34 protein-coding genes are annotated in these 22,354 nt (G+C 70.2%); 22 read left to right on the top strand and 12 right to left on the bottom strand.

The genetic code is table 11. The annotated features are described in order from the left end of the window. The first annotated feature begins 19 nt into the window (after positions 1–19). The 10 genes from E0H26_RS11700 to E0H26_RS11745 are packed head-to-tail and all read left to right on the top strand — an operon-like array spanning position 20 to position 5,322. On the top strand, positions 20–760 hold the full coding sequence (locus E0H26_RS11700) for a hypothetical protein (protein ID WP_131303622.1): 741 nt from the start codon (positions 20–22) through the stop codon (positions 758–760). 21 nt (positions 761–781) lie between these two features. After that, complete coding sequence (locus E0H26_RS11705) at positions 782–1,783, top strand: major capsid protein (RefSeq protein ID WP_131303623.1); 1,002 nt, start codon at positions 782–784, stop codon at positions 1,781–1,783. A 1-nt stretch (position 1,784) separates the two neighbouring features. Beyond that, positions 1,785–2,156 (top strand): hypothetical protein, encoded by a 372-nt coding sequence (locus E0H26_RS11710; RefSeq protein WP_131303624.1) that lies wholly within the window; start codon positions 1,785–1,787, stop codon positions 2,154–2,156. 3 nt (positions 2,157–2,159) lie between these two features. Continuing rightward, complete coding sequence (locus E0H26_RS11715; protein WP_131303625.1) at positions 2,160–2,363, top strand: hypothetical protein; 204 nt, start codon at positions 2,160–2,162, stop codon at positions 2,361–2,363. A gap of 58 nt (positions 2,364–2,421) precedes the next feature. Then, a complete protein-coding gene (locus E0H26_RS11720; protein WP_131303626.1) occupies positions 2,422–2,814 on the top strand; it encodes a hypothetical protein in 393 nt (130 codons plus the stop codon). Positions 2,815–2,818: 4 nt separating this feature from the next. Then, on the top strand, positions 2,819–3,160 hold the full coding sequence (locus E0H26_RS11725) for a hypothetical protein (RefSeq protein WP_131303627.1): 342 nt from the start codon (positions 2,819–2,821) through the stop codon (positions 3,158–3,160). A gap of 3 nt (positions 3,161–3,163) precedes the next feature. Next, positions 3,164–3,520 (top strand): hypothetical protein, encoded by a 357-nt coding sequence (locus E0H26_RS11730; protein WP_131303628.1) that lies wholly within the window; start codon positions 3,164–3,166, stop codon positions 3,518–3,520. Continuing rightward, positions 3,520–3,969 carry a minor capsid protein gene (locus E0H26_RS11735; protein WP_240742115.1) on the top strand — a complete coding sequence of 150 codons (450 nt, stop codon included), beginning with the start codon at positions 3,520–3,522 and terminating at the stop codon, positions 3,967–3,969. The genes E0H26_RS11730 and E0H26_RS11735 overlap by 1 nt, the downstream gene beginning before the upstream one ends. Positions 3,970–3,979: 10 nt before the next feature. Continuing rightward, positions 3,980–4,735 (top strand): phage tail tube protein, encoded by a 756-nt coding sequence (locus E0H26_RS11740; protein ID WP_131303630.1) that lies wholly within the window; start codon positions 3,980–3,982, stop codon positions 4,733–4,735. Next, positions 4,735–5,322: a DUF7426 family protein gene (locus E0H26_RS11745; protein WP_131303631.1), complete on the top strand. Its 588-nt coding sequence runs from the start codon at positions 4,735–4,737 to the stop codon at positions 5,320–5,322. The genes E0H26_RS11740 and E0H26_RS11745 overlap by 1 nt, the downstream gene beginning before the upstream one ends. A 169-nt stretch (positions 5,323–5,491) precedes the next feature. Here the strand turns inward: E0H26_RS11745 and E0H26_RS11755 are convergent, their stop codons facing one another. Next, the gene (locus E0H26_RS11755) at positions 5,492–5,824 is read right to left on the bottom strand and encodes a hypothetical protein (RefSeq protein WP_240742116.1); all 333 of its coding nucleotides are present in this window, start codon (positions 5,822–5,824) and stop codon (positions 5,492–5,494) included. Positions 5,825–5,918: 94 nt separating this feature from the next. On the opposite strand from E0H26_RS11755, the gene E0H26_RS11760 reads away from it, so the two are divergent. Genes E0H26_RS11760 through E0H26_RS11790 form a run of 7 tightly spaced genes read left to right on the top strand, consistent with a single transcriptional unit; the run spans position 5,919 to position 13,176 of the window. Beyond that, positions 5,919–7,949: a phage tail tape measure protein gene (locus E0H26_RS11760; protein WP_131303632.1), complete on the top strand. Its 2,031-nt coding sequence runs from the start codon at positions 5,919–5,921 to the stop codon at positions 7,947–7,949. Beyond that, positions 7,946–10,762, top strand: coding sequence for a hypothetical protein (locus tag E0H26_RS11765; protein WP_131303633.1), 2,817 nt, complete (start codon positions 7,946–7,948; stop codon positions 10,760–10,762). The genes E0H26_RS11760 and E0H26_RS11765 overlap by 4 nt, the downstream gene beginning before the upstream one ends. 9 nt (positions 10,763–10,771) lie before the next feature. After that, positions 10,772–11,278, top strand: a complete 507-nt coding sequence (locus tag E0H26_RS11770) for a hypothetical protein (RefSeq protein ID WP_131303634.1) — start codon at positions 10,772–10,774, stop codon at positions 11,276–11,278. A 7-nt stretch (positions 11,279–11,285) separates the two neighbouring features. Next, entirely contained in the window at positions 11,286–12,218 is a 933-nt protein-coding gene (locus E0H26_RS11775; RefSeq protein ID WP_131303635.1) for a peptidoglycan-binding domain-containing protein, read from the top strand. Positions 12,219–12,223: 5 nt separating this feature from the next. After that, positions 12,224–12,601, top strand: coding sequence for a hypothetical protein (locus E0H26_RS11780; RefSeq protein ID WP_131303636.1), 378 nt, complete (start codon positions 12,224–12,226; stop codon positions 12,599–12,601). A gap of 9 nt (positions 12,602–12,610) precedes the next feature. Next, positions 12,611–12,925, top strand: a complete 315-nt coding sequence (locus tag E0H26_RS11785) for a hypothetical protein (RefSeq protein WP_131303637.1) — start codon at positions 12,611–12,613, stop codon at positions 12,923–12,925. 11 nt (positions 12,926–12,936) lie between these two features. Beyond that, positions 12,937–13,176, top strand: coding sequence for a hypothetical protein (locus E0H26_RS11790; RefSeq protein ID WP_131303638.1), 240 nt, complete (start codon positions 12,937–12,939; stop codon positions 13,174–13,176). A 184-nt stretch (positions 13,177–13,360) separates the two neighbouring features. On the opposite strand, the gene E0H26_RS11795 is transcribed toward E0H26_RS11790, so the two are convergent. Then, positions 13,361–13,660, bottom strand: coding sequence for a hypothetical protein (locus tag E0H26_RS11795; RefSeq protein WP_131303639.1), 300 nt, complete (start codon positions 13,658–13,660; stop codon positions 13,361–13,363). A 141-nt stretch (positions 13,661–13,801) separates the two neighbouring features. Here E0H26_RS11795 and E0H26_RS11800 point away from each other — a divergent pair, with 141 nt between their 5' ends. Then, on the top strand, positions 13,802–13,999 hold the full coding sequence (locus tag E0H26_RS11800) for a helix-turn-helix domain-containing protein (RefSeq protein ID WP_131303640.1): 198 nt from the start codon (positions 13,802–13,804) through the stop codon (positions 13,997–13,999). An 88-nt stretch (positions 14,000–14,087) separates the two neighbouring features. Here E0H26_RS11800 and E0H26_RS11805 read toward each other — a convergent pair whose 3' ends face one another. The 5 genes from E0H26_RS11805 to E0H26_RS11820 all read right to left on the bottom strand — a co-directional run bounded on the left by E0H26_RS11805 (position 14,088) and on the right by E0H26_RS11820 (position 18,087). Then, positions 14,088–14,306 (bottom strand): hypothetical protein, encoded by a 219-nt coding sequence (locus E0H26_RS11805; protein ID WP_131303641.1) that lies wholly within the window; start codon positions 14,304–14,306, stop codon positions 14,088–14,090. A 149-nt stretch (positions 14,307–14,455) separates the two neighbouring features. After that, positions 14,456–16,384: an FtsK/SpoIIIE domain-containing protein gene (locus E0H26_RS11810; protein WP_131303642.1), complete on the bottom strand. Its 1,929-nt coding sequence runs from the start codon at positions 16,382–16,384 to the stop codon at positions 14,456–14,458. A 12-nt stretch (positions 16,385–16,396) separates the two neighbouring features. Continuing rightward, positions 16,397–16,771 carry a hypothetical protein gene (locus E0H26_RS11815; protein WP_131303643.1) on the bottom strand — a complete coding sequence of 125 codons (375 nt, stop codon included), beginning with the start codon at positions 16,769–16,771 and terminating at the stop codon, positions 16,397–16,399. A 1-nt stretch (position 16,772) separates the two neighbouring features. Next, on the bottom strand, positions 16,773–16,943 hold the full coding sequence (locus E0H26_RS29265) for a hypothetical protein (protein WP_165521820.1): 171 nt from the start codon (positions 16,941–16,943) through the stop codon (positions 16,773–16,775). Positions 16,944–17,010: 67 nt separating this feature from the next. Next, positions 17,011–18,087, bottom strand: a complete 1,077-nt coding sequence (locus tag E0H26_RS11820) for a DUF2637 domain-containing protein (protein ID WP_131303644.1) — start codon at positions 18,085–18,087, stop codon at positions 17,011–17,013. Positions 18,088–18,192: 105 nt separating this feature from the next. Here E0H26_RS11820 and E0H26_RS11825 point away from each other — a divergent pair, with 105 nt between their 5' ends. Continuing rightward, positions 18,193–18,429, top strand: coding sequence for a MerR family transcriptional regulator (locus E0H26_RS11825; RefSeq protein WP_131303645.1), 237 nt, complete (start codon positions 18,193–18,195; stop codon positions 18,427–18,429). A gap of 59 nt (positions 18,430–18,488) precedes the next feature. Here the strand turns inward: E0H26_RS11825 and E0H26_RS11830 are convergent, their stop codons facing one another. Genes E0H26_RS11830 through E0H26_RS11840 form a run of 3 tightly spaced genes read right to left on the bottom strand, consistent with a single transcriptional unit; the run spans position 18,489 to position 19,058 of the window. After that, complete coding sequence (locus E0H26_RS11830; protein WP_131303646.1) at positions 18,489–18,689, bottom strand: hypothetical protein; 201 nt, start codon at positions 18,687–18,689, stop codon at positions 18,489–18,491. Then, positions 18,682–18,867 (bottom strand): hypothetical protein, encoded by a 186-nt coding sequence (locus E0H26_RS11835; RefSeq protein ID WP_131303647.1) that lies wholly within the window; start codon positions 18,865–18,867, stop codon positions 18,682–18,684. Before E0H26_RS11835 ends, E0H26_RS11830 begins: the two co-directional genes overlap by 8 nt. Beyond that, entirely contained in the window at positions 18,864–19,058 is a 195-nt protein-coding gene (locus tag E0H26_RS11840; protein ID WP_131303648.1) for a hypothetical protein, read from the bottom strand. Before E0H26_RS11840 ends, E0H26_RS11835 begins: the two co-directional genes overlap by 4 nt. Positions 19,059–19,260: 202 nt before the next feature. Between E0H26_RS11840 and E0H26_RS11845 the strand changes: the two genes are divergently transcribed. The 3 genes from E0H26_RS11845 to E0H26_RS11855 all read left to right on the top strand — a co-directional run bounded on the left by E0H26_RS11845 (position 19,261) and on the right by E0H26_RS11855 (position 20,629). After that, positions 19,261–19,482, top strand: a complete 222-nt coding sequence (locus E0H26_RS11845) for a FadR/GntR family transcriptional regulator (RefSeq protein ID WP_131303649.1) — start codon at positions 19,261–19,263, stop codon at positions 19,480–19,482. 52 nt (positions 19,483–19,534) lie between these two features. Then, positions 19,535–19,942: a GntR family transcriptional regulator gene (locus tag E0H26_RS11850; RefSeq protein ID WP_131303650.1), complete on the top strand. Its 408-nt coding sequence runs from the start codon at positions 19,535–19,537 to the stop codon at positions 19,940–19,942. A gap of 390 nt (positions 19,943–20,332) precedes the next feature. Next, positions 20,333–20,629 carry a hypothetical protein gene (locus E0H26_RS11855; protein ID WP_131303651.1) on the top strand — a complete coding sequence of 99 codons (297 nt, stop codon included), beginning with the start codon at positions 20,333–20,335 and terminating at the stop codon, positions 20,627–20,629. 55 nt (positions 20,630–20,684) lie between these two features. On the opposite strand, the gene E0H26_RS11860 is transcribed toward E0H26_RS11855, so the two are convergent. Next, positions 20,685–21,488: a tyrosine-type recombinase/integrase gene (locus E0H26_RS11860; protein WP_131303652.1), complete on the bottom strand. Its 804-nt coding sequence runs from the start codon at positions 21,486–21,488 to the stop codon at positions 20,685–20,687. A gap of 337 nt (positions 21,489–21,825) precedes the next feature. Then, positions 21,826–22,326, bottom strand: coding sequence for a methylated-DNA--[protein]-cysteine S-methyltransferase (locus tag E0H26_RS11865; protein WP_131303763.1), 501 nt, complete (start codon positions 22,324–22,326; stop codon positions 21,826–21,828). Positions 22,327–22,354 lie beyond the last annotated feature (28 nt).

Consider the following 22,354-nt stretch of genomic DNA (forward strand, 5'->3'; position numbering starts at 1 on the left):
AGCACTCAAGGAGTGGATCGTGCAGAACACCCGTCCCGGCCTCAGCGCCCTCGCCGGCCAGATCATCGGCTACCGCCGCAACGGCCAGCCCATCCATCTCGCCGCAGGCGGCAGCGGAGAAGGCTCCAGCGGTGGAGACGGCGGCACCGGAGGTGGAGACGGAACCGGCAGTACCGACGGCGGCGGAGACCAGGGCGCCGAGGGCGGCCAAGGCGACGACACCGGCACCAAGACGCCGGAGATCAAGGGCGAATTCGACCCCGAGCGGCACGCCCGGGCCCTCGCATCCGCCCGCGAGGCCGAGAAGAAGGCCAAGGAGAAGGCGAAGGCCGCCGACGAGCGGGTCGCCGCGATCCTCAAGGCCGCCGGACTCACCCCCGACGGCAAGGAAGACCCGGCCGAGCAGCTCAAGGCCGCCCGCGAGACGGCCGACAAGGCCCAGCAGAAGCTCCGCGACAAGAGCCTCCGCCTGGCCATCCGGGAGAACGCCAGCAAGGCCGGTGCCGACCCCGTGGCCGTCATCGACTCCGCCAGCTTCCGTGACTCCGTCAAGGAGCTGGACCCCGACGCGGACGACTACGACGACCAGGTCGTGGCCGCCATGAAGAAGGCCGTGAAGGCCAACCCCAAGCTCGCCGCAGGTACCGCCGGCCAAGGGTCCGGAACCGGTCGCCAGGGAGCCGACCACACCGGAGGCAGCGGCGGACGTAGCCGCTCGGCCTCCCTCACCGACGCCGTCAAGCGCAAGCTCGGTGGCTGACCCAACCGGAGGTAGAACCTCATGCCTGTAACCCTGGCCGAGGCGTCGAACAACGCGCAGGAGGACTTCGACGCCACCGTGATCGACGAGTTCCGCAAGGAGTCGACGATCCTCGACACCCTCACCTTCGACGACGCGGTCAACCCGGCCGGCGGCGGCGCCACCATGACCTACGGGTACCGGCGGCTCGCCACCCAGGCCACCGCGGCGACCCGTGAGCTGAACCACGAGTACCAGGCCCAGAACGTCACCACAACCAAGCACAACGTCGAACTGGCCGTGATGGGTGGCGCGTTCACGATCGACCGGGTGATCGCCCGGATCGGTCCGGCCGCATCCGGTGCCGTCGCGCTGAACATGGCCCAGAAGGTCAAGGCCACCAGGACCCGCTTCGCCGACGAGGTGATCAACGGGGACACGAACGTCGATGCCCACGGCTTCGACGGCCTCGACAAGGCCCTGGTCGGCACGTCCACCGAGTTCCGGGCGAACAGCGTGACCAACTGGTCCGACCTGGACACCGACGCCAGCGTGAAGCACAAGGCCCTCGACGACCTCGACGAGTTCCTCAGCCTGCTCGACGGCACCCCGACGATCCTGCTCGGCAACCGGCGGCTCCTGGCCAAGGTCCGGGGCATCGTCCGCCGGACCGGCATGTACGTGCGGGACCCGATCCAGGGGCTCATCGGGGCGAACGGTCGGCCGATCACCCGCGAGAGCTACGGCGGGATCACCTTCGCGGACCCGGGTGACAAGGCCGGATCCAACTCGCCGATCATCCCGGTCGAGACCCGCACCGTGGGCGTCTCGACGACCAACCTAACCGACCTGTACGCCTACCGGGTCGGCCTGGACGGTTTCCACGGCGTCACCACCGTCGGCTCGCAGCTCGTCGCGACGTGGCTGCCCGACTTCTCGACGCCGGGCGCGGTCAAGTCCGGCGAGGTGGAGCTCGGCCCGGTCGCGGTCGCCCTCAAGGCAACCAAGGCGGCGGCCGTCTTCCGGAACATCAAGGTGGCCTGACATGCAGCGATACAAGATCACAGCACCGGTCAAGACGGCCACCGGCACGGTCGCCGGTGTCGCCCTGGTCGACGGCCAGGGCGAGACGGACAACGAGGGCGCTCTCGCGTACTTCCGCCGGCACGGCTACAAGGTCGAGGAGATCGCCGAGCTGCCCGCGCCGGCCATCGAACCTGCACCGGAGCCCGACGGCGGGACTCCCGAGGGCCAGGGCCCCGCGCTTGCCGACCCGCCTTCCCGGTCGGCGTCCAAGGCGGCGTGGGTCACCTACGTCACCTCCGAGGCCGGCGGCAACCGCTTCTCCGTCGAGGACGCTGAGAAGCTCACCCGCGACCAGCTCGCCGAGAAGTACCTCGGCCCGAAGGAGGACTGACCGATGACGGTCCACGGCGAATACACCGGTGTCGTCCGCAACCACCCCGCACTGTCCGGCATGCCGGCAGCCCCGGTCGCCAACGTGACCACCGCGAACGCGGACGGCACGTACGGCACCGAAGAGGCGGCGCTCATCAACGAGCTGAAGACGAAGGTGAACGCGCTGCTCGCCTCGCTGCGGGCTGCCGGGGTCCTGGACGAGTGATTCGTGGGGGCGGTCGGGTCGCACCGGCCGCCCCCGCCAACCCCGGGAGGGAGGCGAGATGGCGTACGCGACACCCGAGCAGCTCGCCGACTACCCGGTGACCGTGCCGGCCGGCTCCAACGCCGAGCTGCTGCTCCGGCGGGCCAGCCGGGATGTCGACCAGGCGCTGCTCTGCGCGGTCTACGACCCGGAGGATCCCGCCGTGGTGACCGCGCTGATGGAGGCCACGTGCGAGCAGGTCGCCGGCATCCTCGACTCGGGCGACCGCACGGGTACCGGCGCCGCACCGCCGACGGCCAGCTTCAGCATCGGCAAGGTGAGCGTCGTGAGGGGCGGGCAGGGCGCTGGCGGCAGCGCCGCCCAGGCGTCCCGGATCGGCCCACTGTGGCCGCAAGCGTGGCAGATCCTTCAGGCCGCCGGGCTGACCGGCCACGGGCCGCAGACGTGGTGATGCCGTGAACTGGGCCGAGTTCATCGCCGCGCACATCCCTGAGCCGTCGACCGTGCTGGTCGAGCCGTACGCGGGGAGCGGGGCGTACGGCGACGTGTACGGCGAGCCCGTCGAGGTGACCCCGTGCATCGTCGAGGAAACGCGGCGGCTGGTGCGGGTGCAGACGCAGGACGCCGCCGGCCGCGAGCAGGTCAGCTCCACCACCGTGTTTGCGCCGCTCGACACGACCTGCCCGGCCGGGAGCCGGGTCACCTGGAACGGCCGCACCGCCCGCGTCCTGGCCGTCTCCCGCGTCGAGGCGCATGGCCTGCCCCTGCCCGAGCACCTGGAGATCAGCCTGGAGTGACCGATGGCTGACGAGGTCCGGATCGAGTGGGACGGTGACAAGGTCCTCGCCGCTCTCAAGGAATCGTCCTTCGAGGGCGCCGAGCTGGCCGCCGAGCACCTGCTCCAGGTCTCCAGCGCGCTCGCCCCGCACGAGGAGGGCGACCTGGAGCGCAGCGGCGAGGTCAGCTCAGACAAGGCCACCGGCACGGTCGCGGTCAGCTATGACCGGCCGTACGCCGTCCGGCAGCACGAGGACCAGACCCTCCGCCACGACGACGGGCGCAAGGCGAAGTACCTGGAGGACCCGATGGGCACCGAGAAGGACACGATGCTCGCGCTGATGGCGAAGGCCGCGGGCAAGCCCCTCGGCGGCACCTGATGGCGGGCGAGGGCTGGACGTCCCGGCTCCTCACCGGCTGGGCGGAGGACATGCAGGCCGCCGGTATCGGCGTGTGGCGACCGGACGGCGGGGTCTACCAGGCCCATGAGACCGGCATCGTCATCCGCGCCGTGCCGGACCGGCCGGATCGGCTGATCACCCTCGCGGCGTACCCGCTCGGCACCGCACTGGCCGGCCTCGCCGACCACCAGCTCGCCGTGCAGATCCGCGTACGCGCCGGCCAAGACCCCCGCGACTGTGACGACCTCGCCGACGCGGTCCACGACCGGTACGACGGCGCTGCGGGCGTGACCTGGGGCGGGATCGCCGTGGTGCAGGTGTGGCGGCAGTCGTACACGAGCCTCGGCGACGACACCAACGGCCGCTGGAGCCGAAGCGAGAACTACTACCTGGACACCATGCGCCCCACGGCGCGGAACAGCGACTGAGGAGTACGCCGTGACCCAGCCAACCGACCGCGCGACCCTGCTGGCCCGGCGACTCCGGGTCGACATCGACCTCGGCACCTATCCCGTCGTGAATTTCCAGGAGCTGCTGGGTAAGCGGGAACTCAACCCGATCTCAGAGACGCGCGCCCAGGACGACGAGAACTACGACGACGACGGCGCGGGCAGGGAAGCGACCACCGGATACAACTGGCGCCTCGAACTCAAGCTCTCGCACTCCACCAACCTCGACGGCAGTTCGCTCAACCCGGTGCACGCCTTCCTCCGGGCTAAGCACCTCGCCGCACAGACGCAGAACGTCGCTGCCGGCGAGTTCCCGGTCCGCTGGTACGACAAGAACGGCATCAGCTCCGGCGAGGAGTTCACGGGACGCTGCTACGTCAAGCAGTGGTCTCGCGACAGCAACGCCAGCGCGGACCTGGAGGTCGTCACCGTCGTCCTCCAGGGCCAGGGCCGGCGTATCCCGATCACCAACCCCAACGCCGACCTCACGCCGGCCATCACCGGGCTGATGCCGGCCACCGGCGATGACGGCGGTGGAGATCTGGTCAGCATCTTCGGCAACCACTTCACCAACGCCACGGACGTGGACTTCGGGGCCAACGCAGCCGACTTCGTGGTGGTCAACGACTCCCACATCGTGGCCATCACGCCGGCCGGCACCGCGGGCACCGTGCGGGTAACCGTGGAGACGCCGGAGGGCGTCAGCCCGAACGTGCCCGCCGACGACTTCGTGTACACCGCCTGATGGCTGCTCGGCTCACCAAGCTCAGCGAGCACTTCAGCCCCGGCCTCATCCTGGCCGACGTGCCCGGCCGGGATGGGGTCGAGCGGGAGTACACCGTGCCCCTCGCATCTGCCGAGCTGGGCCTCTGGTGCCAGACCATCGCCAACGCCACGATGCAGATCCACCGGGCATCCACGCCGGAGGACATCCAGCAGGCCGTCACGCTGATCGAGGATCTGCCCGAGATGGACGACCGAACCTCGCTGGAGCGGCGGGTGCTCGGCGATGCCTACACGCAGATGATGACCGACGGGGTGTCGCACCAGCACATCGCCTACTGCGCGGCCACCGCATACGCCTGGATCCTCGGCGGGGACGAGGCCGCCGAACGTTACTGGACGTCGGGGGGTGTCCCGGGGGAAGCGGTCGGCCCGGCGATGAACCGGGCCGACCGCAGGGCCAACCAGAGGGCCGGATCCTCCCCGACCACGAGTACGGGCGGGGCGACTACGACCCCGCGTCCGGCCTCTGGTCGTACTACGAACTCCCGGAGGGGCGGACGGGGTCGGGGACGTCGTGGGGGGAGATCCTCGACCACTGGGACCTGATCGAGGCCGATCTGCACAGCGAGTACGGCGTCGACCTCGACGAGCCGGGCATCCTCCAGCAGCGGACCTGGCGGTGGCTGTCGACCCGCATCGCCGGCCTGCTCTCTGCGGACACCCGGCTGGCGCGGGCGCTGTCGCCGGAGCCTGAGGTGCCGGAGGGCTGGCGGCGCTAGTCGCCCAGCTTCAGGTCGACCAGCGTCCACTTGTCGTCGCCGTCGGACCGGACCACGCAGGTGTACTCGGACCGGAGTGCCACACCGAGGGCGTTTTCGCTGTCGACCGCCCCGCTGACCGTGTACTCGGCCCCGTTCTTCGCGGTCTGGGTGCCGCTGTACTCGGCAGTCTTCGGTGCCTTCAGTCGGCGCTCGATGAACTCCTCGCACATCACTTCGGCGCTGGTCGACTGGTCGTCGGCGACCGGGTCAACCGGGTCGGCCGAGCAGCCGGCCAGCGCCGCCGCTGTGACGAGTGTTGCCGCGACTCCGGCGGTTGTCCTGCGCATTCCCCCACGTCCTTTCACGTTCGGTCGGTGACCCGGGCACGGTACTGGCCACCCGCAACCCGGACCGTCACTGATCCGACACAGGCAGGTGATCATGTCTCTGAAGCTCGGCACCCTGGTCGCCTACTTGCGCGCTGACGACACCCACCTCGCCCGCGGTCTCGCAGCGATGGACGGGAAGATGCGCCAGGCCGGGCAGAAGGCGCGGCAGTACGCGCCAATCGTCGGTGCCGCCCTCGCCGCCGGTATCGGAGCCGGGTTCGTTAAGGGCCTGGACCTGGAGGAGGCGCAGGCCAAGCTCACCAACCAGGTCGGTGACCCGGCGCTGGCGGAGAAGCTGGGCAAGGTCGCCGGGCAGGTCTACACCCGCGGCTTCGGCGAGAGCGCCGCCGAGAACATGGACGCCGTCCAGGCCGTGGTGAGCGGCAAACTCGCCTCCATCAACGACGCGGGCGCCGTCGAGCGGATGACCGTCCAGGTCCAGGCGTACGCCAAGACGTGGGGCACCGACGTGGCCCAGGCCGCGAAGTATGCGAGCACCGTCCTCGGTTCGGGGTTGGTGAAGGACGCCGAAGAGGCGATGGACCTCATCACTGTCGCGTCCAGCAAGGTGCCCCGCGAGCTGCGCGAGGACGTGCTCGACGCCGCCGACGAGTACAGCCAGTTCTTCCGCACCCTCGGATTCTCCGGCGAGCAGGCGTTTTCGCTGCTCGTGAAGGGCGCAGAGAAGGGCATGTACGGAATCGACAAGGCCGGTGACGCGATCAAGGAATTTACGATCCGCGCAACCGACATGAGCAACACCTCCGTCAATGTGTACGAGGCCCTTGGGCTCGACGCGGAGACGATGTCGAACCGGATCCTGAAGGGCGGCACCACCGCCAAGAAGGCGTTCGACCAAATCGTTGACGGGCTGCTCTCCATCGAGGACCCGACGGAGCGAGCCAACCACGCGATCGGCCTGTTCGGTACGCCGCTGGAAGATCTGAACGTCGCGGATATCCCGGAGTTCCTGCGGTCCCTGAAGGGTGCCGAGGGCGGGCTCGGCGACGTCTCCGGCGCCGCCCAGCGCGCGGGCGAGACCCTGGAGCAGACCAACAAGCAGAAGCTGGAGGCGTTCAAGCGCCAGGTGCAGTCCGCCTTGATCGACAAGGTGGGTCAGGCTGTCCCCTACCTGGAGAAGGTGGGTAAGTGGGCCCTCGACAACGCCGGCACGCTGCTCACCATCGGCGCGGTCATCGGTGGGCTGGCGGTGAGCATCTACGCCGTCCGAGGCGCCATCGCGGCCTGGAACGCCATTACCGTCATCTGGGCGGCTCTTACGAAGGGTGCGATCGCGCTCCAGGTTGCCTGGAATATCGCCATGATGGCTAGCCCCATCGGGCTCGTCGTCCTGGCGATCATCGCCCTTGTCGCCGGCATCGTCCTGCTGTGGAAAAACAGTGAAGACTTCCGTGTTTTTTGGACGTCGGTGTGGAACGGAATTGTCGACTGGGTGATGTGGGCCGCCGACAAGATCGTGGCCGGATTCTGGTGGCTGGTCGACGCGCTTGTCTCGGGGGCGAAGAACTGGTGGGCGCTGTTTTCCAACGTCTGGCGCAAGGTCGGCGACTTGGGCGCGGCCGTCTGGGGCTGGATCTCCGACCGCGGCGAAAAGTTCATGGGTTGGCTGCGTGGCCTACCGCGCAAGATCGGTAACGCGGCCAAGGGCGCCTTTGACGGCTGGAAGTGGGCGTTTCGCTCCGCCATCAACTGGATCATCGGCCGGTGGAACAACCTGAGCTTCCGCATCCCGGGGATCTCGGTCCCAGGCATCGGCCAGATCTGGGGCGGGGCCACCATCGACACTCCGAACCTGCCCATGCTGGCCAACGGTGGCCGGATCATCCGTGACGGCCTCGCCGTGGTCGGTGAGCGCGGCCCCGAGCTGCACCACTTCAAGGCTGGCGCCGCCGTGCAGCCCCTCGGCCCCGGCGGTCGGCTCGGTGCGGCGGCGATGGAGCTGCTGCGGATCGTGCTCACCGGTGAGTTCCGGATCCGGGGGAAGGATTTGGTGCTGGTGCTCCGCGAGACGATCGCGGACCTTGGTGGCGACGTGCAGAAAACGGTGGGGACGAACCGGTGAGCGGCTACGTCGACGGCGACAGCCTGCTGGTCCGGATCCGGGTCGCATGGGGTGCCGACGTGTACGCCGACCCGGACACCTGGGAGTGGACGGACATCACCGAGTGGTGGCACGTGCCCACCGAGGTGACGATCGGCTGGGGGCGCAGTTCCGGCGCCGAGGAGGCCGAAACCTCGACGCTCAGCCTGGGCCTGAAGAACTCCGACGGGCGATTCACGAGCGGGTATGCGATGAGCCCGTACTGGCCGCACGTGCAACCGTGGACCCCCATTGAGTTCGACGTCGACCTCAGCGACGGGGAAGGCTGGCGCAACCGCTACTCCGGTTACGTCAACTCGTGGCCGGTCGCCTGGCCGGGCGGGTCCAGCCGGTACTCCGTTGTCACCATCGCCGCTGTCGGCGAGCTGGGTAAGGCCGGCCGTGGCACCCCTCCGGCCGTCTCACCGATGCGCCGTACCCTCACGCACCTCGCCGCCGCGTACTGGCCGATGGAAGACGGCGACGGGGCGACCATCGCAGGCTCGGCGCTGGCCGGTCACCAGCCGCTCACGATCAAGGGCGGGGCGCTCGCGTTCGCCGATGTCGGATCCGCGCTTACCGCACAGACCTGGCGGTACGGCACCGACCGCATCGCGGACCTGTCCGGGGGCGCCCGTCTGTACGCATCGGTTCCACCTGATGTCACGTTGGCCACCGGCACGGCTCAGGGCTGGTCCGCCATGATCGGCGCGGAGCTGGGAAACAACATGGCCGCGTACTCCGGTGCAGTCGTCCTGCTGGAGGTGGACACTCCGGGCGGGACGTACGCCCGGTGGAGGCTCCAGGCGAACCCGCACCTTGTCGGCCCCGACTTCGGCATGAAGATCTACGGCATCACCGCGGACGGCACGGCGACGGAGATGACCTCGGACAGCATCGCGGGGAACTTCCTGACCTTCAACATCTCCGTCTGGCAAGACGGCGCCAACATCCGGATCGGCTACCAGTGGCGCGGCCCGACGGCGCAGTGGGTCACCACGGTCACGGCGCCTGGCACGGTGGCCGGCGTGACCGGGGTCGGCACCAACACCCTGGGGGCGACCAGCAGCGAGATATTGCCCATGGGGCACCTCGCCCTGTTTGCCGGCCAGCCCTACACGCTGCGGGATACACGGCAGGACGGCTTCCCCGAGTGGCCGGGCGGCCACCGGGGGGCCCGCGACTCGTACTACTACGAGACCGCCCACGAACGGCTGGCGCGGCTGCTTGCCGAGGATGGGGTCAGGATCAGCCTGCCGGCGTTGCCGGCAGGTCAGGCCACTCCACGAATGGGGTGGCAGCCCATCGGGCAGTCCCTGCCGCTCTGGCGGGAGTGTGAGGCGGCGGATGGTGGACTCATCTACGAGTCGGGCTTTGCTGTGGCGTATGTGCCGAGGGTGCTGCGGTACAACCCGGACGTCGCGCTGACCTTGGACGGGGCTATCGGTCAGATCGGTGATGACCTGAACTTGAAGGCCGACGCCCAGCGGCTACGTAACGTGGTCACGGTCAGCCGTGAAGGCGGCGCGTCGGCGGTCGCCGCCGATCTGGACCTGGTGCGTACGCAGGGTCGGATCCCCACGTCCCCGACCCTGAACCTTGCCAGCGACGACGCACTGCCCAGCCGGGCGAGCTGGTTGCTGCGTCTATCGACGGCACGGGAACCTCGATGCGACACCCTCTCTGTCAACCTGAGCAGCCATCGCGGCCTGGCGGCGGCGTGGTGTGACGTACGTCCGGGGGCTCGGGTGCAGGTGCTCAACCCTCCTCCGCAGGCTGGCGGTTTGGACGATCAGCTTGTTGTGGGTGCCGTCGAAACGCTCCAGGGCCGCCGGAGCTGGAACGTCGTGCTCAACGTCGAACCGGCCAGCCCGTGGCTGGTCGGCGCCGCTGATGGCGTCCACCGCGTGGACACCGACGGATCCCGCATCGCCGCCTCGGCGCCGCCGTGGGCTACGGAGCTGCTGGTGGCCGCGTCGGCTGGTGCTGGTCTGCCGTGGACGTCGGATCCTGCCGCGCTGCCGCTGCCGCTGCTGGCACGCGGTGAGCCAGTGCTGGCGACCGCCGTGGCCCCGTTCGGCACGGACGCTTTCGTGCGGTCGTCGGCGTCGACCTGGACGACGGGCCCGGTGGGTGCGTGGACCCACGGAGGTGGCGCCGCCACCGACTACCAGGTGTCGGCGGGTGACGCCACGGTGCGAATCGACGCGGTCGGGTCGTCTCGGCGGTGCCTGCTGCCGCACGTGTGGACGGACATGGACGCCGAGATCACCGTGGTGGTGCCTGTCCAGGCTGTGGGCGAGAGCATCAGCGCCGGGTGGATGCTGCGCCACCAGGACGCCAGCAACTACCTGCAAGTCGAGCTGGAGTTCATCAGCCTGGCCGAGCACGCGGATTCCCGCATCGAGGTGCGGGCGGTCGAGCGGCTCGCCGGTGTCGGCCAGGTGTACCGGCAGGTGGTGATGGCGGTCGGCTGGACGCCGGGCACACCGATCCGGGTGCGCGGCCAGGTGGCCGGCAACCGGCTACGCGGGATGGCCTGGCCAGCCGCCGGCCCACGCCCCAGGGGCTGGATGTACGACGAGCCGGTGACGACGCTGCTCGGCCCTGGCCGGTTGGGTCTGCGCAGCCAGCTCGACACCGGCAACACGAACACGCTGCCGGTGACCGTCACCTACCGGGACCTGGTGGTGCACCAGCCGCAACGCCTGACCGTGACCCGGACTCTGCCGATCCTGGCCCAGCCTGCTGGTGCCCCTGTCCGTCTGCTGCGGCCCGCCCGGGTCGCCCTGTGAGGAGGCGTCATGCCGTGGCCTGACTGGCTACCCGGGGACGTGATCACCGCCGGACGCATGCGCGCGTCGCAGTGGGAGTTCCTCCAGACCTCCGCCGATCAGTCGGTGGCGGCCAGCACGACGTTGGTGCCGGTGCCCGAGCTGGTGATCCCGGTGGCAGCGAACGCCATCTACCTGATCAAGGCCAGGTTGTGTTACGGGGGTCCGCCGGCCGGCGACATCAAGGTCGCGTGGTCGATCCCGAGCGGCGCCAGCCTGCAACGCAACATCATCGCCGCGGCGTCGGGGATCAGCTCGGCCGACAGCGGCTCGGATGTGGTGATGAGGCGCCGTGGCGGCACCACCGAGCAGAGCGCGGGCGCGGTCGCGGCGGGGTTCCTCTCGTACTTCGAGGAGTGCCGCTTGACCACGGTGTCCAGCGGCAACTGTCAGGTGCAGTTCGCGCAGCAGACCTCCGACGCCACGGCGACGATCCTGCGCAGCCTGTCGTGGCTTGAGTGGCTACGGATCGGATAGGAGCGCTATGACGCGGGCACCGGAAAACCTGCTGGCCGTCCGCCGGCTGCTCCTCGAACACCTCAACCGCGACCCGAACCGGGTACGAGACGAGGATCTCGAACCCAACGAGGTCGGCATCGTCGGCGATCCCAACCACCGGGGCGGCTACCACTGCGGCTCGGATCGGGTGGTGACCAACGACTACTCGGTGGTCGAGTCGCCCCGGGACCGCAACGGCCTGACCCTCGACGCCGCCGCCCTCGACGTCGGCATGTTCGAGTGGCGGGATCCGCTCGGCCGAATGCACAACCTCCAGACGTTCTCCGTCTGGTGTGTGGCGCAGTGCACCGCCAACGCCCCGGACACCAGAGACATTCGGGAAATCATCTACAGCCCCGACGGCCAGCGGGTGCTCCGCTGGGATCGGCTCGGCCGACGCAGTACCGGCGACCGGTCCCACCTGTGGCACACCCACTTCAGCTTCTTCCGCGACTCGATCAAGGCGAACCGCGACCAGACGCCGCTGTTCCGCCGCTACCTGACCAGCATCGGACTCATCACGGCCAGCACGGGAGGGGACGACATGTTCTGCCGCAAGGGCGACAAGGGGCCGGCCGTCGAGGCGTTGCAGCGGCTGCTGGCCGAGCTGGGCTACTCGCCGGGGAAGATCGACGGCGAGTACGGGCCGGCGACGGAGGCTGCGCTGTCGGCCGCCCGGAAGGCTGCCGGCAACAGCGTCACCGACGGCAGCGCGTACACACCGGCTGCCTGGCTCACCCTGCAAACGCTGCTGGCCCGCAAGTACGCCGGGCAGCGCGGTCCGGCCGGTGAGCGTGGCCCGGCGGGTCCGCAGGGGTCGAAGGGCGACCCGGGCCAGCCGAACCCGATCGACTACCGGCAGTTGGCCCGGGCTGCCGTCGACCTGGCCGCCGAACAGCGCGCCGGCAACCAGGGGTGAGCCGGGTGCCGTCGCAGCCGCGCCGATGGTCGAGGGTCGCCGGCTACACGATGATGTCCGGCGCAGGCCTCGGCGCCGCCGCGTACCCCACCCCCAGCGTCCAAGACGCCACAGGGAGGCTGGTCTACCTCTGGGCCGCTTTCCTCGCCATGGGTGGCGCACTGGCGGCGTTCGGCGCGGCGACGGACCGGTGGATCGGCGAGCACCTCGGGCTACCCCTGCTGTGGGCCGCGTTCGGGGTGTACGCCGTCGTGCTCGCATCGGCGCTCGCCCCCGCGTCGGTGGTGGCGAGCCTGGCGCTCGGCGGGTTCGCGCTGCTGCTGTTCGGCCGCTGGCGGGATGTTGGTGCGGTCCGGGTGGAGGCGACCCGTCAGGCCGAGTAAGGGGGGCTCGTGTCCACGTCTGAGGTGATCACCGCTGTGATTGCAGCCCTGCTCGGCGGTGGCGGTCTCGCCTTCCTTCAGGCCGTGTTCTCCGGGATCGGAAGCCTGCGCCAGGGCGCGCGGGCGCATGAGCGGGAGTCAGTGCGGGACCTGTCCAAGGCCCGGGACGCTGCCGATGACCGGGCTGCCCGGGCCGAGGCCGACCGGGATTTTTGGCGCAACGTCGCGGGCGGCTACGCCTATCAGCTGCGTCGTGCCGGTGAGGAGCCGATCCCGCCGGATCCTGTCCCGCCGTCTGCGCGGGACCGTGTCGAGAGAGTCTGAGGAGGCTCGTCATGCAGAACAACTACAGCCCCAACCCCGACCAGTCCGAGCCGGTCATGTCGGCTGCCACCATCACTGCTGCGGTGACCGCCGTGATCGCGCTGTTGGTCGCGTTCGGCCTGGAGTTGAGCGAGGGGCAGACGGCCGCGATCCTGGGTGTCGTGGCTGTCGTGGGGCCGCTGGTGGCCGGGTGGTGGGCGCGGCGGTCGGCGTACGCCCCGGCGACGGTGGCGCGACTGCTGCGCCGGTAGACTCCACAGTGCGGTGTCGATGCCCGCGCAGCGTCGGGACCGACCACGTGCGAAGGCCCCCGCTCTCCCCTGGTGGGAGGGCGGGGGCCTTTCTGTGTGCGCGGGAGATGGCGCGAAGGAAAGCGCTTGCCTGAGGTTTCCCCAGCGAGGTGTGGAGGGGCCGGTCACCCGGCCCCTCCACCCGTCACAGCCAGGTGATCCAGTGCTTGTGCTGCCCGCCGATGCTCACCGCTGCGGCCCGCTCCTCGGGGCGGAGGACCTTTTGGTTGCTCTCCGGGATGACGTAGACGTTGGGGTCGTTGCGGACCAGCCAGAGGGCTCCGGCGGTCATGTCGGCGGTGGTGAGGCCGGTGATCGCGGCGATCGCGGCGAAGCTGACGCAGGCGGCCAGACCGGTCTGGCCGTTGCTGAGGGTGCGGTGGGCCCAGCGGATCTCGTCGGCGGCGGTTTCGTCGTTCATCATCCGGATCTCCGTGATCTGCATTTCCTTCTCCCTGTCTCCCTTGCTGTGCCTAAAGTCTAGCACGCATGGTTGACGTTCGTCAACCGGAATTAGCGGGTCAGGGGCACTTTTCTTGCGCAGAGCGAGTTGACGCACGTCAACCGCCCTGTCTATCCTGGACGCATGACCACTCCGCCGCGCGACGCGAAGATCCCCGACCTCGTCTCCCTCCAGGAGGCTGCCGACATGCTCGGCATCAGCAAGCAGGCCGCCCACAAGCGCGCCGAGCGCGGGCAGCTCCTCGGCGCCCGGGTCGGCAGCGCCTGGGTGTTCCGGCGCGCCCTTGTCGAGGCCGCCGTCGCCTCAGGCAAGGACGGGTAGGGGAACGCGCTTTCCTCCGCTGCCTCTTCAACGCCAATGGCCCCGCACCCACCAAGGGTTGCCGGGGCCGCAGCGCGTCTACGGGGGGCTACAGCGCCAGCCACACCGCGACACCAGCGGCAGCGAGCACCAGCACCACGCCCGCGATCCAGCCGGCTGCCTCCCGGGCCAGCCACGCGGCCTCGGACAGCCAGCCAGCCGCCCAGGACCACGCCCAGGCGGCCCGCTCCCACCGCCGAGCCGCCTCCCAGGTGGCGAGCACGCCGGTGATGACCCCCGCTCCGTAGGCGATGACAAGATGCCTCATGACTCACTCTCCGTGATCTGCGGGCGGCTCGTGCGGGCCGTACGGACCGTCCGCACGACTCTCGCCGGGTCCAGATAGAGGGGCGTACGGATGGCGTACGGACGGGCAGCGTACGGACCGTCCGTACGCCATCCGGCTGTCACGGTGAGTCACTGCGCGGGTTCCGGGATGCGGATCCGGTAGACACCCCGGTCGGTCTTCTGGAGCAGGGCACCCGGGCCGGAGCACAGCCGGCGCAGCTCCTTGCCCACCCACGCTGCGGTGAGGCCGGTCGCCTCGATGACGTCGCCCAGCTCCGCCGGCCGGATCTGGTCGGTGCCAGCGTCGTGCAGCCGCAGCAGGTAATCCCGCATCCACGCCCGCGCTTCCTCGGTACCCATCGGCGGGGTGCGGAGCTGACCAAGGGCGAGCCGCGGCATGTCGGCGGGGATGGCGATGGGCTGGCTGGGGTCCACGTCGTCCGGCGGGTCGGTCAGATCAAGCGCACGGTTGAGCACGCGCTCCTCCTGGTCCTCGCCGGCCGGCGGGGTGGCGGGCGGGTCCACAGGGTCCTCCCGGCGGGGGGTGGGCGACGGTCGGTTCGCCGAGGTCTGCCGGTGCTGGGCAACGACCGCCGCCCGGTCGTCCTCGCTGCGGGCGATGAACGCCCTCGCCGGCATCGACCAGCGCTCCTGATCCACACCGGGCAGCTCGGCGTACAGGTAGCCGGGCCTGCCGTTCTTCCACTCCCACGGCGCCGCGCCCGAATCTAGGGTGCTCTCCGACAGGGCCGCCTCAGCGTCGTCGTCCCTGGCCACGCCGAGGCAGACCCGGGCCGAGATGTTGGCCCGGGCGCTGGTCGGGAAGCGGTCGTGAGTGGCGCGCTGTAGCTCGACCAGCAAGAAGATGCCCACCGACCGGGCGGACTCGGTGATGTCCACGAAGCTGTCGGACTCGGACACAAGCCGGGCGGCCTCGAAGTTCACCACCGCCCAGTAGTCGAGCCCGCAACCCTTCACCCACTGCTTCAGGCCGCGCTGGCCGAGGTGCCGGGCCCGCTGTGCGATGACCTGCGGCAGCGACTCGATGAAGTCCTCCGCGCTGACCGCGTCGAGGTGCGTCTCGTGGGCACCCTTCCGTAGCCACTCGGGCAACTGGTCGCCCTTGCGGGTGTCGGTGATGATGAGTCGCACGTCGGTGCGGGTAAGCAGGTCAGCGCACAGGTTCAACACCAACTCGGTCTTGCCCGCGCCGGACATGCCCACCACAGATAGGTGCGCCGAGTTGCGGCCCTTTGAGTGATCGCCGGGGAGCCAGATCTCCAGCGGCTCCCCGTCCTCCATCACACCGAGCCGCGTCGGCGCGTCTGCGATCGACGCTCCGGGCGCGGACGGGCCAGGCCAGTATCGCGTCTCCTTGAGTTGGTCGACGGGCACCACCGACACCGTCGCCCGCCGCGCCGAATCGGGGTTCGGGATAACCCGCACGGCGGTCGGGGACACGTCCAAGGCGGACGCCAGTGCGCCTCGCTCGCCGGCCAAGTCGCTGGCGGTGACGCCGGGCTCCAGGACAACTGGGGCGGTAGCACGCGCCCCGTCGACTTTCGGCTGGCCGATCCGGGCGCTCCGCAGGCTCTTGACGGCCTCCTTGAGGCTGCCGTTGTCGGCCTGCTCGTCGCTGCCACCGGAGCGCATCACCCGCACCACCGCCATGGCGATCGACGCCACGGGCGCGCCAATGAGCCACATGTCCAGCCACGGGCGTTCCCACGGTCCGGCGAGCATCGCGCCGATGGTCCAGGCGCTGCCGGCGACGCAGGACAGGGTGGCGGTGGCTTGGCGGACGATGCCGCGAGCGGCTGCCGCTCGCCAGGTCAGGCCGGTGAGCGCGGTGCCGGCGAGGGTGAGTCCGGCGGCTGCGGCGCCGGCCACGGCGGGGCTGTCCGCCCAGTAGGCGTGTGCTCCGGCGGTGGCCGCCCACAGTCCGACCGCGCTGGCTGGGGTGACCAGGTACGGCCAGAGGGGGATCCGCACGGTGTGGACGGTGGCGACGCCGTCGTATCCGGCGTTGCGGGGCATCCTCGTCGTGGTCTTCGCCATGATGGTGCGCTCCTAGGCCTTGAACTTGAATTCGTTGCGGCGCGGCCGGTGCCCGGCCTGCTCCAGTTCCGGCATGTAGACGGCCTGGAAGCGGGTGGCGGCGGTGACGATGTACCGGCCACCGATCACGAGCGCCTCGCTGGCCTGCTGGATGGGGCGGGCGACTTGGCGGGCGCGGGCACGTCCGGTCATGCCGCCCATCGGTCCGGAGCGGATGGCGCGCAGACGGGCGTCCAGTTCGGACGCCACGATGCCCAGTTCCAGGGCGCCCGCGTGGAGGATGCGCCGGCTGGTCTCGCACCACTCCAGGAGGGCGATGTTGTCGGTGAGGCTGTCGGCGCCTGCGAAGAAGTTCCGGGCGGTCTTCGCCTGCTGCTGGTTCGGCATGTCAGATCTCCTTCACTGCGAGAACGGGGGTGGCGTGGGCGGCGCGCATTTCGCGGATTCGGACGGCGAGTTGCTTCAGCGACCGGGCGGGCGTGGTGACGGTGCGGCCGGCCAGCGCCCGCGCGGGCGAGTCCACGGGCACCTGCCCGCGAACCATGTGGACGGTGGGCATGATGGGTGCCTCCTCTGGGAGATGCGGGCCCCGGCCGGCTGTGGAAGGTGTGGCCGGGGCCCGCTGCTTATCGGGACGGTGGGGCGTTGTCGCGCTTCCACCCGTTGGCGTACGACCGGCTGACGCCGGCCTTCGTGGCCAGTTCACTTCCGGTCGGTGGGCGCCCCAGTTCGGCCACAAGGGCGGCGAAGGCGGCGGCCGTGCGGTCGGCCTCGGTGGCCGGCTTTCGGGTGGACTTCGTGGTCACCCGCCGGCTCGTCTTGGCGACCACGGTGGGGCGCTTCGTGGTCGGCCGTGAAGTGGCCACGGTGGTCGGCTGCGTGGCCGGCGGCGGGCTGGCCACGGCGGGCAGTTCGGGTCGGGGTGCGGTGGCCACGGCCGGGCGCGTGATGCCCGCAGAGTGAGGCCGGTCCGTCGCCGCTGACCAGTGCGTCATGGCATCCGCGAGCCCGATGCGCGCCACCCGGGGGGCGAGGCTCTGCATCGCGGTGGCGGTCTCTCGCTGGAGTTGCCGGCACGCCTGGATGTCGGGGTCGGACTCGTCGACCAGTTCGGCCCGGATCGGCTGGTGATTGCCCTCTCCGGTGAAGGCCTTGGCCGGGTCGGTGGCCGCGAGGACGAGCCTCCGCCATGCCACGAAAGTTGGCCACGGTGCCAAGGCCAGTCGGACCAGCCGTGGGTAGGTGATGGCCACCGGGCCGGGCTGGCCACGGCGGCGCAGCACCTGGCGGCGGACCTCGCCGAGCAACACCTCGAAGGCCAGGTTGGCCACGATCGGTACGCCTCCGGCGAGGGCGATGGTCTGTGGGTCGCCGCCGGACCGCTCCCACGCCCAGGCCACGTTGCTGGCGGCGGAGCAGGCGACGGCGAGTGCGGTGCCAAGGCGGGCGAGGACGGCGGGGCGTGCGTCGAGGCTGGCGGCGTAGGCAACGGCGGCCATGGCCACGGCCATGCCGTCGAGGACGAGCGGCAGCAACTGCGGGATGTGGAAGCCGGCGGCGTTGGCGAAGGCGGTCTGCTCTTCGAAGCTCCAGACCGCTCCGGCGGCCCAGACGGCCCCGATGAGGGTGAGGGCCAGGCCGACGGGGAGGGCGGCGATGAAGCGCTGCCGCTTGGTCGGCCGGGTCTTGGTGCCGGTGCTCATGCCCGCCAGTATGGCACAGTAAGTACGTAGAGCACATTAAGCACGATGAGGGGAGCCCTGGTGTCGATCACCGCCACGCTCGATCCGACCGCTACGATCGGCACGATGGCGAGAAGCGTGGAAGATCTGGAGAGCGCAGCCCGCACCGGCGAGTGGCTGCGTCCCGGCGACGTGGCGCTCGTCCTCGGCGTGTCCCGCACCGCGGTGGTGCGGATGCTCAACGCTGACCCGCCAGCACTCCGCTACCGGATCAAGCCAGGTAGCGGCCGGCACCGTGAGTGCCATCCAGACGACGTGATCGCGGCCCTGGAGCAGCGTCGCCAGGTCCACGGCGACCAGTAGCCCACACACGACTTCGCCCCACCTGCCTCCGGGCTGGTGGGGCGTTTGCTGACCCCCGGTCACCGCGTGTGCGGCGGGATCCACCAGTGCGCGCCGACCAGCCGCAGGTAGGCATACGCGGTGATCAGGGGCCAGCACTTCCACGGCGAATGGCAGATCGGGCACCAGTCCCGGCGGGCGGGCGTCGGCCAGTGGTCGGTGATGATCACCCGCGCGGAGAGGATCAGCCGGGCGCGGACCTGGGCGGCCAGGTCAGCCATCGCGGGCTGCGGCCAGCCACCGCTGCTCGGCCCGGGTGTGCACCGGCCGGGCGCGGGCCAGCTCGGGGCATCCGTGCGGGGTGCAGGCGTCGCAGCGGCCGTCACGGTGTCGGGCGACGATGACGGCGGCGGCCTGCTCTACCTCGATCAAGGGCGGCTCGTCGTACATCGAGGTCATCCGAACGCTCCCGCGATGCCGGCGACCATCACGACCAGGACCAGCCCAGCAACGATCAGCCCGGGCAGCAGCTGCCGCCGGGGCAGGGGTGGGGTGACCGGGTATCTGGCGGTGCCGTCCGGGGTGGGTGGCCGGCCGTGGGCGACAGGACGCGCGAGCGGGCACGGGCCGGGGTGCGGACGCTCATCCATCGGTGCCTCCACAGAGGGATGGACGCCGAGGCGGGGCAGAACGGGGGAACCGCCCCCGCCTCGGCGAGGTGCTCCACCGGTGCGACCCGAGGGGAGCGTCCGTAGGCTACATCGACTAGGTAGACTAGGTCTACGTACAGCGACCAGGTTGATGCGGAGAATCATGGGTGATCTACTCGGGGTGCGACCCGAGGAGAGACTCATGCCCGCCAAGTACGAGCGGGTGGCTGACGCCATCCGTGAACAGATCCGGTCTGGCCAGCTGAAGCCGGGCGACAAACTGCCGTCCCTGTCGCAGCTCCAGGAGCAGTACGAGGTCAGCTACGGCAGCATCCGCGGCGCCATGCTCGTGCTGAAGGCCGAGAGGCTCATCGAAGGCCGCCCCGGCGAGGGTGTATACGTCCGGGAGCGGCCTACAGGTTAGCCGGTTAACCGGTCCACCTGCTCACCGCCGGGCCGTCCGTAGCGTCCGCCGGGTGACGCTCGATCCGCGCTCCGGCATGCCGCTGCACAGGCAGCTGGCTGCCGCGCTGCGTGCGAGGATCGCCGCTGGCGAGTGGCCACCGGGCGCGCTGCTGCCCGCGCAGGCTCGCCTTGCCCACGAGTACGAGGTGGGCAAGGCGACCGTGCTCGCGGCGGTCGCGGCATTGCGCGCTGAGGGGTTGATCGACGTTGAGCGGGGCGTGGGCTTGCGGGTGCGGGAGCCGGCCGACCGGGAGCGGGTGGCGGTGCCGCGCGGTGCGCTGATCGTGTGCCGGCCGCCGACGCCGGATGAGCGAGCGCGACTCGACATCCCCGAGGGTGTGCACGTGCAGGTGGTGACGGTGGGGGGCCGGGTGCGGGGCGTGTATCCGGGCGACCGGGTCGAGCTGTCGACGTCCTAACAAGATCGGCGATCTTGGCGGGTTCGCGTAGTCGATCCCGGTTGCGGTTGCGAGCAGCAATTTGCATATCGCGCAAAGTCACGGCCCCGATAATCGCATCGCAACGGGTCAATATTGTCCGAACCGGGCGCGTGCCTGTTCGCACACCAGGTGCGAAAGCGTTTTCCGTACGTAACCATTGGCGATCTCCACAGTCCCATCACCAGGACCAATGGAGATCGCCAACCGTGGGGGGAGGCGTTCTGGCAGCACCGTGCGCCAACAACACCACCAACAGCTCACTGCGTCGAACCGGAAGGAGCTGCCCATGACCGACCCTGCCCGCCCGACACCTCCCCTGGCCAGCAACGCCTCCTACAGCCAGTGACCAGGGAAGGAACGGGGGTCCGCATGCAGACCGCTCTGATCTACGTAACAGCCGAGAATCTAGACCGCTACACCGATCGTTGCGCAGAATACTGCAACCGGCTCGGGTTGCGCCTCGCCGCTGTCGTCGTCGATGAACTGGACGGCGGCCGGTGGCCTGAGGTGGCCCAGATGCTCATGGACGGCACCGTCCAAGTCGTCGTGGTCGCCGACCGCGACGAGCTGCCGCCCGACCGCACACCGCGTGTCGATGTGGTGGCCGAGCAGCGCCGCCGGCTCGGCACCGGCCGGTCAACGTGCCGGCCACGCCTGATCCGCTGATCCGTACGTAGAGCGGCCCACCTCCAGGAGGAGGTGGGCCGTCTCGCGTCTCCGGTCAGCCGAAGTCCAAGTCGTCGATCGCGGCCTGCTGCCGCTTGCGAGAGATCAGCGTGTACCGGGTCGTCGTCGTGATGGAGGCGTGCCCGAGCAGCACCTGAGCAGCGCGCACGTCATGCCTCTCCTCCACCTTGGTGGCGAAGGCGTGCCTCAGGGGATAGAGGGTGGTCCCGATCCCGACGGTACGCAGGTAGTGCGCCGTACTCTTCGACATCCAGTAGGCGGTGACCCGCTTGCCTGACGGCCTGGACGCGATCACCCCGGGCGGCAGCGGCTCCACCAGCTCGGCAATGAGCGGATGCGTCGGCACGGTGCGCGACCGACCACCCTTGCCCTTGACCCGGATGACCTCGCCGATGTCCTGGCGCCGCACGGTCGCGATCTCGCACGGCCGCAGGCCGGCCAGGGCGGCGAGCCGGCAGTACAGCCGCCACGGGTTGTCGGTGTCGAAGATGCACGCCCGCACGATCTCGTCCGGCGCCGGCCGGGGCAGTTCTGGCGCGGACTTCGGGCGGACCAGCTCTTCGGACGGGTCGAAGCTCATCCAGGGATCGGAGGGACGAGCTGCCCATTTGTAGAGCCGGCGGAGGTGCTTGAAGTAGGTGAGCGCGGTCTCCGTTGACCAGAGCGGATCGGCGAGGAATTCCTCAAGTTCGGTCACGGTGGCCCCGTGCAGCCCTTCGGGCAGCTGGCGGTGCGCCCGGTGCAGCAGTTTGCGCGCGTCGTCGATGGTCCGGGCGGCGTAACGCGCAGCGCGCAGGTAGCGCAGGTGGGCGTCGATCATGTCTTCGGGGGTCGCCATGCCCTCGATCGTCGGCTTGGGCACCACTACCTGCCTATGCCCCGGACGGGCGGAGCAGAAGGGCAGGTCGACGGGTGCTGGCGTCCGGCATCGTCGCCTTGGGTCGGCGCCTCTGGCTGGACGGGGGGCGCCCTGGGCGTGCCCCGTCCGTTCGGGCGACCAGTGCCGGCACGGTCACCCGTTCGGCCGATGCGGGGATCATGCGTTTGGTCGCTCGCCGGTACCCGACGGTAGCGTCAAATTGGAGCATCGCGGATGTCGGCTTCTTGTCAGCTTCGTTGTCGTCGCGCCGTGCCATCCGCCGACGGCGGTCGGCTCGGTGCGAGCAGGCACCCTTTCAGTGCCGGCGCTCGTGCGCGAGCAGCCACTCCTTGACCGGAAGCCCCCAGCGGTAGCCACCGAGCGACCCGTCGGTGCGCAGCACCCGGTGACAGGGGACGAAGAGGGCGGCGGCGTTGCGGGCGCAGGCGGCTGCGGCGGCCCGTACCGCGGCGGGGCGGCCGGACAGCCCGGCGTACGCGGTGTAGGTGATCGGGTCGCCGGGCTTCACCTGACGCAGCACCTGCCACGCGTGGGACAGGAACGTCCCGCCGGTGTGCTGCTCGACCGGGACCACGTCGATCGCGGCCAGGTCCCCGTCGAGGTACCTGGTGACGGCGCTGGTCACCCGGCCGAGTTCGCGACGTTGCCGGGGCTCGCCACGCAGCCTCGGGTGGATCAGCGGCAGCAGGTCCGCCGGGTCGGCGGTGAATCCGGCGGCCCGGACCGCACCGTCCGGACCGGCGAGCACGGTGAACGGCCCGGCGGGGGTGCTGATGGTGGCGCTGTCGATGGTCATGCTGTTCACGCTCTGCTCCAGAGTTGGG

The organism is Micromonospora zingiberis (genome assembly GCF_004331455.1).
Taxonomy (GTDB): Bacteria; Actinomycetota; Actinomycetes; order Mycobacteriales; family Micromonosporaceae; genus Micromonospora; species Micromonospora zingiberis.